At 30.5% G+C, this 17,929-nt stretch carries 19 protein-coding genes; 17 read left to right on the top strand and 2 right to left on the bottom strand.

From position 1 onward, the window contains the following. Positions 1-2 precede the first annotated feature (2 nt). The 15 genes from miaA to AC5SL8_RS04650 all read left to right on the top strand — a co-directional run bounded on the left by miaA (position 3) and on the right by AC5SL8_RS04650 (position 15,288). Positions 3-944, top strand: coding sequence for a tRNA (adenosine(37)-N6)-dimethylallyltransferase MiaA (miaA, locus tag AC5SL8_RS04720; RefSeq protein ID WP_494579328.1), 942 nt, complete (start codon positions 3-5; stop codon positions 942-944). A 19-nt stretch (positions 945-963) separates the two neighbouring features. Then, entirely contained in the window at positions 964-2,727 is a 1,764-nt protein-coding gene (locus AC5SL8_RS04715; RefSeq protein ID WP_494579326.1) for an acetolactate synthase 3 large subunit, read from the top strand. After that, positions 2,728-3,276 (top strand): acetolactate synthase small subunit, encoded by a 549-nt coding sequence (gene ilvN / locus AC5SL8_RS04710; protein ID WP_494579324.1) that lies wholly within the window; start codon positions 2,728-2,730, stop codon positions 3,274-3,276. 20 nt (positions 3,277-3,296) lie between these two features. Next, positions 3,297-4,316 (top strand): ketol-acid reductoisomerase, encoded by a 1,020-nt coding sequence (gene ilvC, locus AC5SL8_RS04705; RefSeq protein ID WP_494572830.1) that lies wholly within the window; start codon positions 3,297-3,299, stop codon positions 4,314-4,316. A gap of 103 nt (positions 4,317-4,419) precedes the next feature. Beyond that, entirely contained in the window at positions 4,420-5,982 is a 1,563-nt protein-coding gene (locus AC5SL8_RS04700) for a 2-isopropylmalate synthase (RefSeq protein WP_494579322.1), read from the top strand. Position 5,983: 1 nt separating this feature from the next. After that, on the top strand, positions 5,984-7,021 hold the full coding sequence (locus AC5SL8_RS04695; protein WP_494579321.1) for a rod shape-determining protein: 1,038 nt from the start codon (positions 5,984-5,986) through the stop codon (positions 7,019-7,021). A gap of 5 nt (positions 7,022-7,026) precedes the next feature. After that, positions 7,027-7,878, top strand: coding sequence for a rod shape-determining protein MreC (mreC, locus tag AC5SL8_RS04690; RefSeq protein WP_494579319.1), 852 nt, complete (start codon positions 7,027-7,029; stop codon positions 7,876-7,878). Beyond that, the gene (gene mreD / locus AC5SL8_RS04685) at positions 7,878-8,387 is read left to right on the top strand and encodes a rod shape-determining protein MreD (protein WP_494579317.1); all 510 of its coding nucleotides are present in this window, start codon (positions 7,878-7,880) and stop codon (positions 8,385-8,387) included. Before mreC ends, mreD begins: the two co-directional genes overlap by 1 nt. Beyond that, on the top strand, positions 8,377-10,299 hold the full coding sequence (mrdA, locus tag AC5SL8_RS04680) for a penicillin-binding protein 2 (protein ID WP_494579315.1): 1,923 nt from the start codon (positions 8,377-8,379) through the stop codon (positions 10,297-10,299). The genes mreD and mrdA overlap by 11 nt, the downstream gene beginning before the upstream one ends. Next, positions 10,300-11,421: a rod shape-determining protein RodA gene (gene rodA / locus AC5SL8_RS04675; protein ID WP_494579313.1), complete on the top strand. Its 1,122-nt coding sequence runs from the start codon at positions 10,300-10,302 to the stop codon at positions 11,419-11,421. A 63-nt stretch (positions 11,422-11,484) separates the two neighbouring features. Beyond that, on the top strand, positions 11,485-12,726 hold the full coding sequence (locus tag AC5SL8_RS04670; RefSeq protein WP_494579311.1) for an NAD(P)/FAD-dependent oxidoreductase: 1,242 nt from the start codon (positions 11,485-11,487) through the stop codon (positions 12,724-12,726). 3 nt (positions 12,727-12,729) lie between these two features. Continuing rightward, entirely contained in the window at positions 12,730-13,623 is an 894-nt protein-coding gene (locus tag AC5SL8_RS04665; protein WP_494579310.1) for a DMT family transporter, read from the top strand. After that, a complete protein-coding gene (locus AC5SL8_RS04660; RefSeq protein ID WP_494579308.1) occupies positions 13,616-14,566 on the top strand; it encodes a D-2-hydroxyacid dehydrogenase family protein in 951 nt (316 codons plus the stop codon). The genes AC5SL8_RS04665 and AC5SL8_RS04660 overlap by 8 nt, the downstream gene beginning before the upstream one ends. Positions 14,567-14,570: 4 nt before the next feature. After that, positions 14,571-14,945 (top strand): peptide-methionine (R)-S-oxide reductase MsrB, encoded by a 375-nt coding sequence (gene msrB, locus AC5SL8_RS04655; protein ID WP_494579307.1) that lies wholly within the window; start codon positions 14,571-14,573, stop codon positions 14,943-14,945. 1 nt (position 14,946) lies between these two features. Further along, a complete protein-coding gene (locus AC5SL8_RS04650; RefSeq protein WP_494579305.1) occupies positions 14,947-15,288 on the top strand; it encodes a hypothetical protein in 342 nt (113 codons plus the stop codon). On the opposite strand, the gene grxC is transcribed toward AC5SL8_RS04650, so the two are convergent. Together grxC and AC5SL8_RS04640 are read right to left on the bottom strand one after the other, a co-directional pair. Then, positions 15,280-15,534: a glutaredoxin 3 gene (grxC, locus tag AC5SL8_RS04645; RefSeq protein WP_494579303.1), complete on the bottom strand. Its 255-nt coding sequence runs from the start codon at positions 15,532-15,534 to the stop codon at positions 15,280-15,282. The two genes, AC5SL8_RS04650 and grxC, sit on opposite strands and share 9 nt — an antisense overlap. A gap of 3 nt (positions 15,535-15,537) precedes the next feature. Further along, the gene (locus AC5SL8_RS04640) at positions 15,538-15,834 is read right to left on the bottom strand and encodes a TIGR03643 family protein (protein ID WP_494572817.1); all 297 of its coding nucleotides are present in this window, start codon (positions 15,832-15,834) and stop codon (positions 15,538-15,540) included. A 127-nt stretch (positions 15,835-15,961) separates the two neighbouring features. Here AC5SL8_RS04640 and AC5SL8_RS04635 point away from each other — a divergent pair, with 127 nt between their 5' ends. After that, a complete protein-coding gene (locus AC5SL8_RS04635) occupies positions 15,962-16,576 on the top strand; it encodes a LysE family translocator (RefSeq protein WP_494572816.1) in 615 nt (204 codons plus the stop codon). 87 nt (positions 16,577-16,663) lie between these two features. Next, positions 16,664-17,905: an amino acid ABC transporter substrate-binding protein gene (locus AC5SL8_RS04630; protein ID WP_494572815.1), complete on the top strand. Its 1,242-nt coding sequence runs from the start codon at positions 16,664-16,666 to the stop codon at positions 17,903-17,905. Positions 17,906-17,929 lie beyond the last annotated feature (24 nt).

Below are 17,929 nucleotides of genomic sequence, written 5' to 3'. Positions count from 1 at the left end.
TAATGGACAATCTGTCCAAGATCATTTTAATTTCAGGTCCAACTGCTTCAGGTAAATCAAATTTTGCTGTAAAAATTGCTAAAAAAATTAATGGAGAAATAATTAATGCAGATAGCATGCAAGTTTACAAAAAATTAAAAATATTAACAGCAAAACCAAACCTAAAAGATAAAAAAGGTATCAAACATCATTTGTACGGATTAATTGATTTAGACAAAAAATTTTCAACAGGCGATTGGTTAAAAAAAGTGATTAAAAAAATTAAAGAAATTAAAAAAAGAAAAAAAATTCCAATTTTAGTTGGAGGAACTGGTTTATATTTTCAATCCTTGATCAATGGTTTAGTAGAAATCCCTGAGATTCCAATAAAATTTAGAAATAAAATTAGAGCAATACACAAAAAAGAAGGTCAAAAAAAATTTTATAAAAAACTTTTACAGATTGATCCTAAGGTTAAATTGAAATTTGATCCAAATGACTCTCAAAGAAGTATAAGAGCATTTGAAATTAAATCATTTACCAATGTTTCAATGTATGACTGGTTAGATAAAACCACATCAGTTTTTAAAGAAAATGAATTTTTGAAATTGTATATCAACGTTGAAAGACAGGAGTTAATCAAAAGAATAAATGAAAGAGTCTTACTTATGGTTAAAAAAGGAGCCATAAGGGAAGTTCAAAAATTTATTTCATTAAAAATTAAAAAGGATCAAACTGTAAATAAGGTCATTGGAATTGACGAATTGACACAGTATCTACAAAATAAAATTAATTTAGAGCAAGCCATAGAACTAATATCAATTAAAACAAGACAATATGCTAAAAGACAAGCAACTTGGGCCAGAACGAGAATGACCACTTGGGATAAAATATCTTTAAATAAAATTGATGCCTTTGTAAAAAAATTAGATAAATCATCTCTTAAACTTGACCAATTAACATAAAGTCCGATAGATTGCCTGAATGTCAAAATTATATTCAGGTGCTGAGATTGTTTTTAAATGTTTAGAAGATCAAAAGGTAGAGCATATCTTTGGTTATCCTGGTGGAGCAGTGCTTCCAATTTATGATGAATTAAAAAACCATCCTTCAATTAAACACATTCTTGTTCGACACGAGCAAGGTGCTGGTCATGCCGCTGAGGGATATGCAAGATCAACTGGAAAACCTGGCGTTGTATTAGTCACGTCTGGACCTGGTGCAACAAATGTTGTGACAGCTTTAACAGATGCCTACATGGACTCTGTTCCTCTTGTTTGTATCTCAGGTCAAGTCCCAACTCATTTAATTGGTACAGATGCTTTTCAAGAGTGTGATACAACAGGAATAACAAGACCATGCACAAAACATAATTGGTTAGTTAAAAATATAAATGACCTTCCAAGGATAATGCATGAAGCATTTGAGGTTGCAACAACAGGAAGACCAGGGCCAGTATTAGTAGATATTCCAAAAGATATTCAATTTGCAAAAACAAAATACTTTAAACCTTCCAAAAAAAAATCTAACTTAAAGATTAAAAATAGGTTTAAGCAAAAAGATATAGATCAATTAATTGATTTAATGAGCAAGGCAAAAAAACCTATTTTTTATACAGGTGGTGGTGTTATAAACTCAGGCCCAAAAGCAAGTGAACTTTTAAGAGAATTAGTATCTCTTACTGGATTTCCAATTACCTCAACACTACAAGGATTAGGTGCTTATCCAGGAGATGATAATCAATTTCTTGGAATGCTAGGAATGCATGGAACTTATGAAGCTAACAATGCAATGCATGATTGTGATTTACTTATCAATATAGGTGCTAGGTTTGATGACCGAATAACAGGAAAGATTGATGAGTTTTCTCCCAAATCAAAAAAAGTCCATATAGATATAGACCCATCTTCAATCAACAAAATTGTAAAAGTTGATCTATCTATTGTTGGAGATGTTGTGGATGTAATTAGTTCAACAACAAAAACTTTAAAAAAGAAAAATTTAAATCTAGTAAAATCAAATAAACAAAAAATTTCAAACTGGTGGCAACAAATTCAAAAATGGAGAAAAAAGCAATCTCTAAGTTATATTGGCAGTGATAAAATTATAAAGCCTCAATATGCTGTAGAAAGACTTTATGAGTTAACAAAAAAACAAGATACTTTTATAACAACAGAAGTAGGCCAACATCAAATGTGGGCTGCACAACATTACAAATTTAATAAACCAAATAGATGGATGACCTCGGGTGGCTTAGGAACTATGGGCTATGGATTGCCAGCTGCAATTGGTGTGCAAGTTGCCCATCCTAAAAAATTGGTGGTAGATATTGCTGGTGAGGCTTCAATTTTAATGAATATGCAAGAAATTTCCACTGCGGTTCAGTACAATTTGCCAATTAAAGTCTTTATATTAAATAATCAATACATGGGCATGGTAAGGCAATGGCAAGAACTTCTCCATGAAAAAAACTATTCTGAAAGTTATTCAAAGGCACTACCAGATTTTGTTAAATTAGCAGAAGCCTATGGTTGTGTTGGTATTTGTGCAAAAGAACCTAATGAACTAGATGAAAAAATTGAAGAAATGATCAATACTGATAGACCAGTAATTTTTGATTGTCACGTAGATCAAGATGAAAATTGCTTTCCAATGATACCTTCTGGAAAGCCTCATAACCAAATGTTGTTAGGTCCAAATGATCAAGAAGCCAATAAGATTAGTGGCAAAGGAAAAGCATTAGTATAAATGACAAAATCTAAATCAGCATATAGCACTCCAACTAAATCGGGAAAAATTGATACACATATTATTGTAGTCTGGGTAGATAATGAAGCGAGTGTTTTATCTCGAGTGGTTGGACTATTTTCAGGTAGAGGATATAATATTGAATCTTTAGCAGTGGCTGAAGTTGACCATAAAAAAAACTTATCTAGAATTACAATTGTAACAACAGGGACACCACAAGTTATTGAACAAATTGTATTACAATTAAAAAAACTCGTACCAGTTCACAATGTTGCTAATTTTAAAAGAGACGATAAAAATGTCATTTTTAGAGAAATGGCTCTATTAAAAATTGTTGCAAATCCTATTAAAATTAAGAAAGCTTTAAATACTTGTAAAAACTTTAATCCAGTTGTACTAGATCAGACAAAAAAATCTGTAGTAATTCAAATTACAGCATTAAGAAGAGAAATAGATAATATGATAAAAAATTTAAAACCACTTGGTCTTGTTAGCGCTTCAAGAACTGGGGCGGTTGCAATGACGAGAGGTGCAGAAATCTTAAATTAATTAGCAAAAGGAGAAAAGAAATGAAAATGTTTTATGAAAAAGATGCAGACGTTAATCTAATTAAGAGCAAAAAAATTGCAATTTTTGGTTATGGAAGTCAAGGACACGCACATGCTTTAAATTTAAAAGATAGTGGAGCAAAAGAAGTAGTTGTTGCTCTTAGAGATGGATCGGCGAGCAAAGCAAAAGCGGAGTCTAAAGGTTTAAGAGTAATGAATTTATCTGATGCTGCCGAATGGGCAGAAGTTGCAATGATATTAACTCCAGATGAATTACAGGCTTCAATTTATAAAAATCATATTGAACAAAGAATTAAAGAGGGCACAAGTCTAGCTTTTGCTCATGGATTAAATATTCATTACAAACTTATTGATGCTAGAAAAGATTTAGATGTATTTATGGTTGCCCCAAAAGGACCTGGCCATTTAGTTAGAAGTGAGTTTGAAAGAGGTGGAGGAGTTCCATGTTTATTTGCAGTTCATCAAAACGGAACAGGTAAAGCAAGAGACCTTGCTTTATCATATGCATCAGCAATCGGTGGTGGAAAATCTGGAATTATTGAAACAACATTTAAAGATGAGTGTGAAACAGATTTATTTGGAGAGCAGTCAGTTCTTTGTGGAGGATTAGTTGAGCTTATAAAAAATGGTTTTGAAACTTTAACGGAAGCTGGCTACGAACCTGAAATGGCATATTTTGAATGCTTACATGAAGTCAAATTAATTGTTGATCTAATTTATGAGGGTGGAATAGCAAATATGAATTATTCAATCTCAAATACTGCTGAGTATGGCGAATATGTTTCAGGCAAAAAAGTGGTAGACAGTGAAAGCAAAAAGAGAATGAAAGAAGTTCTTGCTGACATTCAATCTGGTAAATTTACAAGAGATTGGATGAAAGAATGTGAAGGAGGTCAAAAGAACTTTTTAAAAATGAGAAAAGATCTTGCAGATCATCCAATTGAAAAGGTTGGTGCTGAACTAAGAGCTATGATGCCTTGGATTGGTAAGAAAAAATTAATAGATAGTGATAAAGGTTAGTTTTTAATAAAAACCCAAATCGACCAAGAAACATAGCGTAAATATAACAAATATTTTGCAATCTCTAATATAGATTGTATTATAGGTTTTCTAAATATTAGCTATGAACGACAAAGATAAAATTTTTATATTTGATACTACAATGCGTGATGGTGAGCAATCACCAGGTGCATCAATGAGTCTTGAGGAAAAAATTCAAATTGCAAGAATTTTTGATGAATTAGGTATAGATATAATCGAAGCTGGATTTCCAATTGCATCTCCAGGTGATTTTGAAGCGGTAACTGCAATAAGTAAGATTTTAAAAAATTCTATTCCTTGTGGACTTTCAAGAGCAAGTAAAAAAGATATAGATGTATGTCATGAAGCTTTAAAAGCAGCGCCGAGATTTAGAATACATACATTTATTTCAACAAGTCCATTACACATGAAGCACAAGTTAAATAAATCACCAGAACAAGTTCTGGAAGCAATTAAAGAAAGTGTAACTTACGCAAGAAATTTGACCGATGATGTTGAATGGTCATGCGAGGATGGCACAAGAACAGATATGGATTATATGTGCAAGTCAGTTGAGCTTGCAATTAACAGTGGAGCGAAAACAATAAATATTCCAGATACTGTTGGTTATACCATTCCAGCTGAATTTACAAAAATAATTACAACATTAAAAAATAAAGTTCCAAATATTGATAAGGCAATATTATCTGTTCATTGTCATAATGATCTTGGGTTAGCAGTTGCAAATTCACTTGCAGGGGTTGCAGCAGGAGCAAGACAAGTAGAGTGTACTATAAATGGCATTGGTGAAAGAGCGGGTAATGCAGCACTTGAAGAAATTGTAATGGCAATAAGAACAAGAAATGATCTAATGCCTTATTCAACAGGAATTAAGACTGAATTGATAAGTAAAGCTTCTAAAGTTGTTTCAAATGCAACCTTTCCCGTTCAGTTTAATAAAGCAATTGTTGGAAAAAATGCTTTTGCACATGAAGCGGGTATTCACCAAGATGGAATGCTTAAAAATAGAGAAACATATGAAATTATGACTCCTGAAAGTGTAGGAGTTAAAAAAACATCTCTTGTTATGGGAAAACATTCAGGACGACATGCATTTAAAGAAAAATTAAATGATCTTGGTTATGGAGAAGTAACTGATGATGTAATTCAAACAGCTTTTGGAAAATTTAAGATTTTAGCTGATAAGAAAAAACATGTTTATGATGATGATATCGCAGCTTTGGTTGATGATAGTTTGGTTTTAGATAAATATATGATTAATTTAAAATCATTGAAAGTTTTTGCTGGAACAGGTGAGCCACAAAAAGCTGAAATGACACTAGATGTTTATGGAGAAGTTAAAAAAACATCAGAAACAGGAGATGGACCTGTAGATGCTATATTTAAATGCATCAAAGTATTATATCCTCATGATGTAAAATTGTTATTGTATCAAGTTCATGCTGTTACTGAAGGAACTGATGCGCAAGCTACAGTAAGTGTTAGAATTGAAGAAGAAGGAAAGACTGCAGTTGGACAAGCTGCTGATACAGATACATTAGTTGCATCAGCAAATGCTTATTTAAGTGCATTAAATAAAATGATTATTAAAAGAAAAAAAGTTGCTCCTATGGAGTATGAATCCCAACAATTGAAAGGTATTTAAAATGGCTAATTGGTTTAGTAATATAAGCAGCGTATGGAGTCAGGACATGGCAATTGACCTTGGAACGGCCAATACACTTGTGGTTTTAAAAGGACAAGGTGTAGTTTTAAATGAACCATCTGTTGTTGCTATTGCAGAAAATGCTGGAAAGAAAACTGTACTTGCAGTGGGGGATGAAGCAAAAACAATGCTTGGAAGAACACCTGGTAATATAAGTGCAATTAGACCTTTAAGAGATGGGGTTATTGCAGATTTTATAGTTACAGAAGAAATGATTAAACATTTTATTAAAAAAGTTCATAAAAATAAAACTTTTGCAAATCCAAGAATTTTAATTTGTGTACCAACAGGCTCAACACCAGTTGAAAGAAAAGCTATTCAAGATAGTGCTTTAGCTGCTGGTGCTAGAAGGGTTCAATTAATTGAAGAACCAATTGCAGCAGCAATTGGTGCGGGACTTCCAATTTCAGAAGCAACAGGATCAATGGTAGTTGACATAGGGGGTGGTACTACTGAGATAGCCGTAATGTCTTTAGGAGGATTGGTATATTCTAAATCATTAAGAGTTGCTGGAGATGCAATGGATGCCGCATTAGTAAATTATATGAGAAAAGAATATAATCTTATGATTGGAGATAGTACAGCTGAGAAAATTAAAAAAGAAATTGGAACAGCCATACCTTCAAATTCAAATGTATATGCTGTTAAAGGTAGAGATTTAAGATCAGGAACTCCTAAAGAGGTAAATATTACTGAAGAAGACACAGCAGAAGCTTTAAATGATATTTTAAAAGATATGGTCGACGGAATAAAGGGTGCACTTGAAAACACACCTCCAGAATTATCCGCTGACTTAGTAGATATGGGGTTAACATTGACTGGTGGTGGAGCTTTATTGAAAAATATTGATAAAAGATTTTCTAAAGAAACTGGTTTACCAGTTTTTATAGCAGATGATCCATTAGCATGTGTTGCAATTGGTACTGGAAAAGCTTTAGAGCAAGAGGAGACCTTTTCTACTATGCTTTCTGAGTATTAAAAGAAATGGAAACAAGCAGAGACGATTTTGTAATAGCAATTAGATCTGCATTTTTAAAAAAAGAAACACAGCAAAAATTTTCTATACTAACACTTATAATTTTTTCTATAATATTTTTAATTCTAGGAGAAATTAATTTTAAACCTATTAATTATATTAAAATAGCAATTAAGGAAATTGCTTATAGATCAACATTTATTGTGTCAGTACCTGAAAAATTTATAAAAGAAAGCTACTATAAAGTTCAATCACATTTAGATTTATATGAAATTAATAAAAAAAATGAACTTGAGCTAAAAGAGTTGAAGGCAAAAGAACTATCAAATGATTTTCTAATTTTAGAAAATAAACGATTAAAAGAAATAGTAGATGATTTTTTAGTTGAAGATCAAGGTACATTTGCAAAAGTTCTAAGTGATAAAAATAGTCCTTTTTATAAATCAGTTATAATCAACAAAGGCAGCAAACATGGTATTAATTTAGGCTCTGTTGCATTAGATAAAAAATATTTAGTAGGTAAAGTAGTTGAGGTCAATTTTGCTTCTTCAAGAGTATTACTGTTATCAGATTTAAATAGCAAAATTCCTGTAATTCTTGAGCCCATGGGGCACCTTTCGATAATGTCAGGCATGGGAAAAAATTATGGCATTATTGAGTATAATCAAAACCAAACTAGAATTGATGAAGACATGATTGTTTATACCTCAGGGGCTGGAGGTTTGTTTAGATCCGGAATACCTATCGGTAAAATAGATATAAATAGTTTTGAAAATGAAGATCAAAAAATAAATTTCTATTCTGATTTTAGTCAATTGAAATTTGTAAAAATTTTATCATATAAAAAGGCAGAAAATTAATGTCGACGTTATATAAAACAAATATTATAAAAATATTATTTAACCATATTCCAATAATTTTACTTTTTGTATCTATATTAAATAATTTTGATTTTAATTATTTAAACTTGAAATATTTTTCATTTAATTTTTCATATATTTTAATTTTTTACTTTAGTTTAAAAAGAAGTGCTAGCTTAGGATATACCTTGATATTTATTGCAGGTTTATTTAATGATGTGATTAATGGCACACCAATTGGTATGAGTAGCCTGATGTATTTATTACTTTGTGGTGTTGCGGCCTATTTAAGAGCTATAACATTAAGTGTAAGTTTATTAAAAGATTGGATATCATTTGTTATTACTCTTTTAGTTATAAATTCATTATCCTTCATAATCTTAAATTTATTTCTTAATTATGAGACAAGTTATATTGATCAAATATCAAATATCATTTTCACTTCTTTACTTTATTTAATTTTTCCATTTTTGTTTAATTTTATAGAGGGTAGAAACAGTGTTAGGTGATGACTTTAGTGTAAAAAAAATTCATACCATTAATAGACGAATGTTTATTATTGGAACAGCAAAATTTATTATTTTCACAGGAATTATAGTAAGATTATTTTCATTACAAATCAAAGATAACAAAAAGTATTCTACGTTGTCAGATAAAAATAGACTGCGAGAATGGAGGTTGCCACCAATTAGAGGAGAATTTCTTGATTATTTTGATAATGTAATTGCAGGAAATAACAGGGTTTATGAGTTACACGTAATACCTGAGCAAGTAGAAGATTTTAGATATCTAATAGTAAGACTAAAAGAAATTTTAAATCTTACTAACAGTCAATTTGAAAAAATTATAAAACAAAAAAACCAACAAAAGCCATGGGAGACATTGATTGTTTCAAAAAATTTAACTTGGGAACAATTTTCTAAAGTTAATCATTATCTTTACGATTTAGTGGGTGCAAAACCTGTCATTTCTGTATCACGTAATTACCCGTATGATGAAAGCTATACACACGTATTGGGCTATGTAAGTGAAGCTAGTGAAAATGATATTTTAAACAATCAGTCTATCAAAGACAATCTTGTGCCAGGTCTTAAGGTTGGAAAAACTGGTTTAGAAAAATCGTTTGAAGATCAATTAATTGGTACCAACGGTATTCAGAGATATGAAGTTAATGCTTATGGTAAAAGAATTAATCAAGTTGATCAAATTGATGGTTTGAAAGGCAATACTATTAAACTTACATTAGACACAGAGATTCAAAAAAAAAGTGCCGAACTTTTAAGAGGAATGGCTGGATCAATAAATGTAATGGACATTTATACTGGAGATATTATAGCAATGCAGTCTTCTCCTTCATTTGACCCAAATCTATTCATTTTTGGTATTAGCCAAGATAATTGGCAACTAATTAGGAATAACCCATTAAAGCCTTTAGTTAATAAAAGTTTATCTGGATTGTATTCACCTGGTTCAACATTTAAACCAATGGTTGCTCTTTCTGCACTAGAAAACAATATAATAACAAAAAATTTTAAGGTTAACTGTACAGGAAAAACTGAAATATATGGGCAAACATACCACTGCTGGAAAGAGAAAGGTCATGGAGTTGTAAATTTAAAAGAAGCCATGAAACAATCTTGTGATACTTATTTTTATGAAATAGCAAGAAAACTTGGAGTTGATCGTTTAAGAGAAACTTCAATTAAATTTGGTCTAGGAGATAAAGTTTTAGACAAAACATTTAATAATGAAAAAAAAGGATTGGTTCCTGACACAAAATGGAAAAAAAATAATCTGGGAAAAGGATGGGTTTTAGGTGAAACATTAATAACTGGAATAGGTCAAGGTTATATTCAGACTACTCCTCTTCAACTATGTTTAATGACCGCACAATTAGCTAATGGTGGTTTTAAAATTTATCCTAAAATAACTATTAATGAAAAAGACAAAACAGCTATTGAGATTAAAGAACTAATGAATGAAGGACAGGATTTTTTAGAATCATTTGGAAATGATCAATATACCAAACTTTTTGATAAAAAAGAAAATATAGAATTAATTAGAAACTCAATGTTTGCATCAACAAATGAAATTAGAGGAACATCTTATTCTTCTAGAATAGAAGATCCAAAATATCAGTTTGCAGGAAAAACAGGCACATCACAAGTTAAAAGAATTACTGAAGCTGAGAGAGAACTAGATTTAGCAACAAAAGATATAGATTATAAAAATCGAGACCATGCATTATTTATAGCTTTTGGACCTTTTAAAAATCCAAGGTATGCTTTGAGCATAGTTATTGAACATGGTGGATCTGGAAGTTCAGTAGCAGCTCCACTTGCAAAAGAATTATTTAAACTAATTATTGATAGACATAATCTTAGAGAACAAGCTCAAACTCAAAAAATAATAAATACATAAATGCAAATCGACTCACTAAGTTCGAATTCAACTTTGTTTCAAAAATTAAGAAATTTTGATTATATTTTATTATTTTGTATTTTATTATTAGGGTTAATTAGTTCATTATCTATGTATTCAACAGATGGTGGAGAGATTTTATTTCACACTAAAAGTCATATTGCAAAATTTTTGATTTTCTTTTTTATGATGATTTTTTTATCATTATTTAAAATAAATATTTGGCATTACTTTTCTTATCTTTTCTATGTAGTAATTTTATTTCTTTTAATATGGGCCTCTATTTATGGGATTAAAGTTTCAGGCTCACAGAGATGGATTGATTTATATTTTATTAATCTACAACCTTCCGAACTAATGAAAATTGCAATAATAGCTTGTCTTGCAAAATATTATCATCGAGTCCAACTTCGAGAAGTTAATACTTTTAAGCATATATTTTTTTCATTAATAATTCTTATTCTTCCTATCTTACTTGTAATATCCCAGCCAGATTTAGGTACCTCAATACTTATTGGATTAAGTGGTCTAGTTGTGATGTGGCTTTCTGGTCTAAACATTAAATATTTTATATACTCATTTTTAACTTTATTAATTTCGATGCCTTTTGCCATCTCACTTTTAAAACCATATCAAAAATTAAGAATTCTTACTTTTTTAAATCCAGATAGGGATCCCTTGGGTGCGGGATATCAAATAATTCAATCTAAAATAGCAGTTGGTTCTGGTGGATTGACTGGAAAAGGTTTTTTAAAGGGAACACAAAACTATTTAGAATTCTTACCTGAAAAACATACTGACTTTATTTTTACATTATTTGCAGAAGAGTATGGTTTTTTAGGATCATTAGGATTATTACTAATCTATATTATAATCATTTATAGAATTATAAAGATAGGTTCGATTTCAAGAAGTTATTTTGCAAAAATTTTTTGTTACGGTTATGCTTCATCTATATTTTTTTATATTTCAGTGAACATGTCAATGGTTTTAGGTTTATTACCTATTGTTGGTTCACCTCTGCCAATCATGTCATATGGAGGCTCATCAATGTTGGCCACAATGATTGGATTTGCAATTGTTATGAGTGCAAAAATTAATCATAAACAATTAATAGCTTAATTTTAAACCATCCATACCAATTTGCCGCTGGAAAAAAATTCATTGAGAAATTATATAGAGATTGTGAATAGAAAATTAAAAATTGGAATTATAGGCGCTGGAATACAAGGAATTTCAAATGGATTATTTTTACAAAAAAAAGGTTTCGATGTAACAATTTTTGATAAAGAGGAACCAGGCAGTCCTGTTGCTTCATATGGAAATGCAGGTCATTTTTCTCCGTATGCTTGTGTGTTAATGAATAGACCTGATGTTTTAGCTGATGTGCCAGCCATGCTTTTAAGCTCAACAGGTCCACTTGCTCTTAAATGGAATTATGTTCCCAAAATGATACCATGGTTTTTAAAATTTATTAGAAACTGCACTACAAATAGAATGATGCATACCGCAAAGAATATGCATCAAATTTTGGATTTAGCTTTACCAGCTTATGATGAATTATTTGATGAAATAGATTTAGAGGGTTTAGTTGAAAAAAAAGGTATTCTATATATTTGGAATGATCAAAATTTAAAGAGTAGAGAGCTTGAGATTAGAGTTAGAAATGAATTAGGTGTTGATCAACAAGTTGTAACCCCAAAAGAAATTCATGATCTTGAACCAAATATAAAACCTTTTTATCATGGTGGTGTTTATTATCAGTATGGAAGGCACGCAAGAAATCCAAAAAGAATTCTTTTAAAACTTTTTGATCTTTTTTTGAAAAAAGGTGGAAAGTTTTTAAAAATGAATGTCCAAGACATTAATTTTGATGAAGATAAACCAGCTATAAAAACTGAAACTCAAAGATTTATTTTTGACAAATTAGTAATTGCCTGTGGTGCTTTTTCAAAAAGATTAACAGATAATTTGGATGAAAAAATACCACTTGATACAGAAAGAGGATATCATGTTCATTTTAAAGGTTGTGATCATCTTTTAAATAGACCGGTAATTTTTTCTAATAGAGGTTTTGGTATTACGCCAATGGAACAAGGACTTAGAGTTGTTGGAACAGTTGAGTTTGGCGGTCTTGAGAACCCACCTTCTAAAGGAAGAGTTAAAAATTTAATTAATAATGCAAAATATATGTTGGGTGATTTACCAGAGCATGAAGATGAATGGATGGGATTTAGACCTAGTTTGCCAGATTTTTTACCAGTAATAGGTCCATCAAAAAATCATAAAAATATTTTTTATAGCTTTGGTCATCATCATTTAGGATGGACTTTGGGTCCAATATCTGGAAAGATTATTTCTGGAATGATAGCTGAAGAAAATACAAATCTAAATCTAGAACCTTATAGCTCAAAAAGATTTGGTTAATTGATGCAAAACACTAAAGCATATACAATGCTGGTATGTGCAACTTTATTTTGGGCTTGCAATTTTATAGTTGGAAAATTTGCTTTTTTAACAGAAATCCCACCTTTATCTTTAGTTTTTTATAGATGGTCTTTAGTTTGGATAATTTTATTACCATTTACTTACAAAGATATAATTGAATACAAAGAAGTCATTTTTAAAAATTTACCATTGTTGTTTTTTTTAGGCCTTACAAGTGTTGGTTTATTTAATTCATTTACATATTTATCTCTAATGCACACGCAAGTAATAAATGCTTCTCTTTTTAATGCTGCGATACCTGCTATTATAATTTTACTTTGTTTTTTATTTAATGTTGAAAAAACTAACAAATTTCAGATCCTAGGTTTGATAGTTTCTATTTGTGGGATCATAGTGATTATAACCAAACTTAAACTAGACATTATACTTTCATTAAATTTTAATAAAGGTGACCTAATAATGATTGGAGGTGTTCTTGCTTGGGGAGTTTATTCAACTCTTTTAAAAAGAAAAAAATTTAACTTACCATTGTTAGCGCTAGTGCATGTTATTTGTACATTAGGATTGATTACTGTATTACCACAATTTTTATACGAATTCTCAAATGGAAAAGTGATTCAGTTTGATATTAACTTCATTTATACTCTAGTTTTTCTTGCACTTTTTCCTAGCATTGGATCTTATTATTGTTGGGCTGGAGCGGTATCAATTATAGGTGCTAATAGAGCAGGTATTTCATTATCTTTAATTCCATTGTTTAGCACTATGATGGCTATAATAATTTTTAATGAAAAATTTCAATTTTTTCATTTGATTGGTGCTATTTTAATTATAATAGGTTTATTTTTATCAAATAAGGAAATTAAAAATGCTTAAAGTTGCAATACTAGATGATTACCAAAATGTATCTCATGAGTTTGTAGATTTAAAAAAACTTTCAGGAAAATATGAGTTTAAAATTTTCAGTGAGCCATTTGTTGATGAAGCGGATGCTATTGAACAACTTTCTGATTTTGAGGCTTTATTAATAATGAGAGAAAGAACACCAATCACTAAAAATTTAATAGATAATCTTAATGATCTTAAATTTATTATTACTAGCGGATCAAGAAATAAGGCAATAGATCTCACGGCTGCAAAAAAAAGAAAAATTATAGTTTGTGGTACAGAAATTAATTTTACTCCAACGTCCGAGTTAACTTGGGGTTTAATTTTGGGCCTTGCTAGAAATTTTAAGGAAGAAATTGATAATATGTATCAAGGATATTGGCAAACCACTATCGGCTTTGAACTTAAGGGAAAGATTTTAGGATTAATTGGACTTGGTAGAGTGGGGTCCGAGGTTGCTAAAATTGGTAAGGCTTTTGGTATGCAGGTCATGGCTTGGAGTGAAAATTTAAATTTAGATACCTGTAAAGAATTGGACGTATTGCCTTGCAACAAAGAAGATTTATTACAGAATTCAGATTTTATATCTATCCACGTTCAAGGTGGTGACAGATATAAGGAGTTAATAAAATTAAAAGAACTAGATATGATGAAAAAAACTGCTTTTTTAATTAATACGTCACGAGGCTCAATTATAAATGAAGACGATTTAATTATTGCATTATCAACTAATGTTATTGCAGGTGCTGGACTTGATGTTTATGAAAAAGAACCTTTACCTGAAAATAATAAATTAAGATTTTTACCTAATGCATTATTAATGCCACACGTAGGTTATGTAACAGCTGAAAATTATAGTAAGTTTTATACACAAATGATTGAGAGCTTAGAAGCTTGTGTTGCTGGTAAACCATTAAGAGTGTTAGAATAAAATTATGACAAAAAAAATTAATAAAGATCTCACAAGTGAACAAAAATTAATTTTATTTGAAGATGGAACTGAAGCACCAGGCACTAGTGAACTAAACCATGAAAAAAGAGAGGGCAGTTACCACTGTGCTAATTGTGGTGAAAAGCTATTTGATTCAACTGCTAAATATGAAAGTGGTTCAGGTTGGCCTTCATTTTATCAGTCACTACCTGATGCTTTCGAAACTAAAACAGATACTTTATTAGGGTATGAAAGAGTTGAGTATCATTGCAAAAAATGTGGTGGACATCATGGTCATATCTTTGAAGATGGACCAAACCCTACTGGAAAAAGATACTGTAATAATGGTGTTTGTTTAGTCTTTAAGCCAAAAACGTAAAATGATTATTAAGTATACTACTTTTTTAATTGGTATTATTTGGTCTTATTCAATAATAAAAACACAATCAGTGTTCAGTAAAAAGGCTGGAATAATATTTAAAATATTTATTACAAAAATTTCTTGGCTTAGTTTAATTGCAGCTTGTTACTTTGGTTATAAAAATTTTACAGTTAAATCTACAGTTATTGGCATTATAATTGGTGTTTTGTTAGTGAATGTTGGTTTTTATTTATTAAAAAAATATATCAATCAAAGATTTAATGAAAAACAAATAACATCTTTTAAAAGTTTTTTTGAATATACTTTAGTTTTTTTAGTTATTTATTTTGTTTTATTTTAAAAGATCTTGTAATTTATTTTCTTTTTCTAAGGCTCTTACTTCATCATAACCACCAATGTGCTGATCATCAAAGAATATTTGAGGTATGGTTCTTTTTCCACTGGCTTTTGTAATCATTTCATCCATTGCTCCATCAACTGATGCAATGTTGATTTCTTTATATTCAACGTTGTTTCTAGTTAATAATCTTTTTGCAGCATCACAAAAATTACAAAGAGGTCCTGTATAAATAGTAACTGATTTCATAGATTATAAATAATCATTCTTTTTAATTTTACTAGTAATTTCTTTTCTAGAATATTCAAATTTTTTTCTATGTTTTATACTCTTTTGATTTACTCTTTTTCTCCACAACCTGAATGAAGTAGGTTTAACAGATCTTCGCATAATCTTGATTACTTCAGATTCTGTCTTTCCAGTCTTTTGTTCAATTTCTTCAAAAGTGATCCGGTCTGCCCAGGCAGCCCAGATGATCCAATCTGGGTCATCAATTTTCGGTTCTGGATTTTTGACCTTGGTGATGGGTCTGCGACCTTTTTTTTTCATAAATCCTTTATATTTGAAAAAAATGATTAATGCATTTTAATTAAGGGCATGGTATTATCTGATCTAGATAGTCCATCTTAGCCATCTTTAGCTCCCGGTTTTTTTGGACTATCCTAAAAATCCCAAAATGCTCCCTTTAAATTATTTCCTCTTTTTACAGATAATCTTATTTCTATTTATCACCCCTGGAACTCCTAGAATTGTGATCATTTCTTATTCTATGAATTATGGGGTTGAAAAATGTATTTGGACAGCACTAGGAGACGTTACTGCAAATTTTATTCAAGCAACTTTAGTAATTTTTGTTCTTGGATCTTTTTTTGTTGATAATCCAAACTTTTTAAATATTTTTAAGTGGATTGGAATAGTTTATTTGCTTTATCTTGCTTATGATATTTATAATTCAAGACCAAAAGATATAAACTCAAATAATATTTCATCAAAAAGTTTTTTTTCATTCTTTAAAGATGGTTTTTTAGTTGCAGGAACAAGTCCAAAGGCTTGGATGTTCTTTCCTTTAATTTTTCCACAGTTTATAGATTTTAATTCAAATTATATTGTCCAATTTGTAATTTTAATCACAACATATGTAGTCTTAGATTTTTTATCTTTAGTTGCTTATGCTGTGCTTGCTAGAAAGTTAATTGTTTGGATACAAGCAAATCCAAAAACCATTAATACAATTTCAGCGTGCGTATTAATAATAATCGCATTAATTATAGCTTTTATTCAAAAATATTAGGTCACACTTTGTTTTAAGTACTTGCGGAGAATTACATTTAAAGGTTTAATATTTCTTTAAATTTAAAACTAATAGAAGGAAATAAAAATGAAAATCAGAAATATACTAATTACGTTAGTTTCTGCAATTGCTCTTTTAATTTCAGCTTCAACAATATCTTTCGCGAAGGTTGTTGGGGATAAAATTATTTTAGGTGCAGCTGTTTCATTGACTGGAAAATATTCATCTAATGGTGTTCATACTCAAAATGGCTATAACTTAGCCGTAGAGAGAATTAACAGCATGGGGGGTGTTAAAGTTGGTGGAAAAACTTACAAGTTTGAAATCATTTATTATGATGACGAGTCAAACTCTGGAAGAGCAGCACAACTTGCAGAAAGATTAATTCAACAAGATGGTGTTCAATACATGCTTGGGCCTTATAGCTCAGGACTTACAAAAGCTATGGCTCCTGTAACTGAAAAATATGGAATTCCTATGGTTGAAGCAAACGGTGCGTCTAGATCGTTATTCACTAAGGGTTATAAATATTTATTTGCAGTGCTTGCTCCAGCAAACTTATATCTTGATGTAGCAATTGACCTTGCAGTTGAAAAAAACGGTGGAAAACCAGTTAAGATTGCAATGGCATTTGAACAAGATGCCTTTTCTCAAGATGTGAGATTAGGTATTCTTGATGCTGCTAAAAGAACAGGTTCTAAAATCATCATTGACGATAAGTTACCGAAAGAACTTAATGATATGGCTGCTACTTTATCTAAAGTAAAAGCTGTAAAACCAGATGTTCTTGTGGTTTCAGGTCACACAAAAGGAGCTCTAACAGCTGTTAGACAAATTTCAGAGATGAAAGTTGATGTTCCTATGTTAGCAATGACTCACTGTGATGCTGCTAAATTATCTAAGATGCATGGTAAAGCTTCTGAGTATGCACTTTGTGCTTCGCAATGGCATAAATCATTATCTTACAAAGATGATTTCTTTAAAGATGGAACTACCTATGATGCAGATTTTACAAAAGCATTTGGTTATGCACCGCCATACCAAGCTGCAGAGTCGTCAGCTGCTTTATTAGTATTTAAAGATGCGTTCGAGAGAGCACAATCATTTGACACTAAAAAAGTTAGAGACGCTTTAGCCGCAACTGATATGCAAACTTTTTATGGGAACATAAAATTTGCAGAAGGTGGACAGAACGTTTCTAAGCCAATGGTACTTTTCCAAGTATCATGTAACGATGATGGTAGTAAGTGTGAAAACAAAGTTGTTGCTCCTACAAAATGGGCATCAGCTGAGTTGGTACACCCAATTCCATCTTGGTCTGAAAGATAAATACTTAAATAATTTAAATGCCCT

This window comes from Candidatus Pelagibacter sp. PS_41 (assembly GCF_059417725.1).
This window is presented reverse-complemented; position numbering and strand designations above follow the sequence as displayed.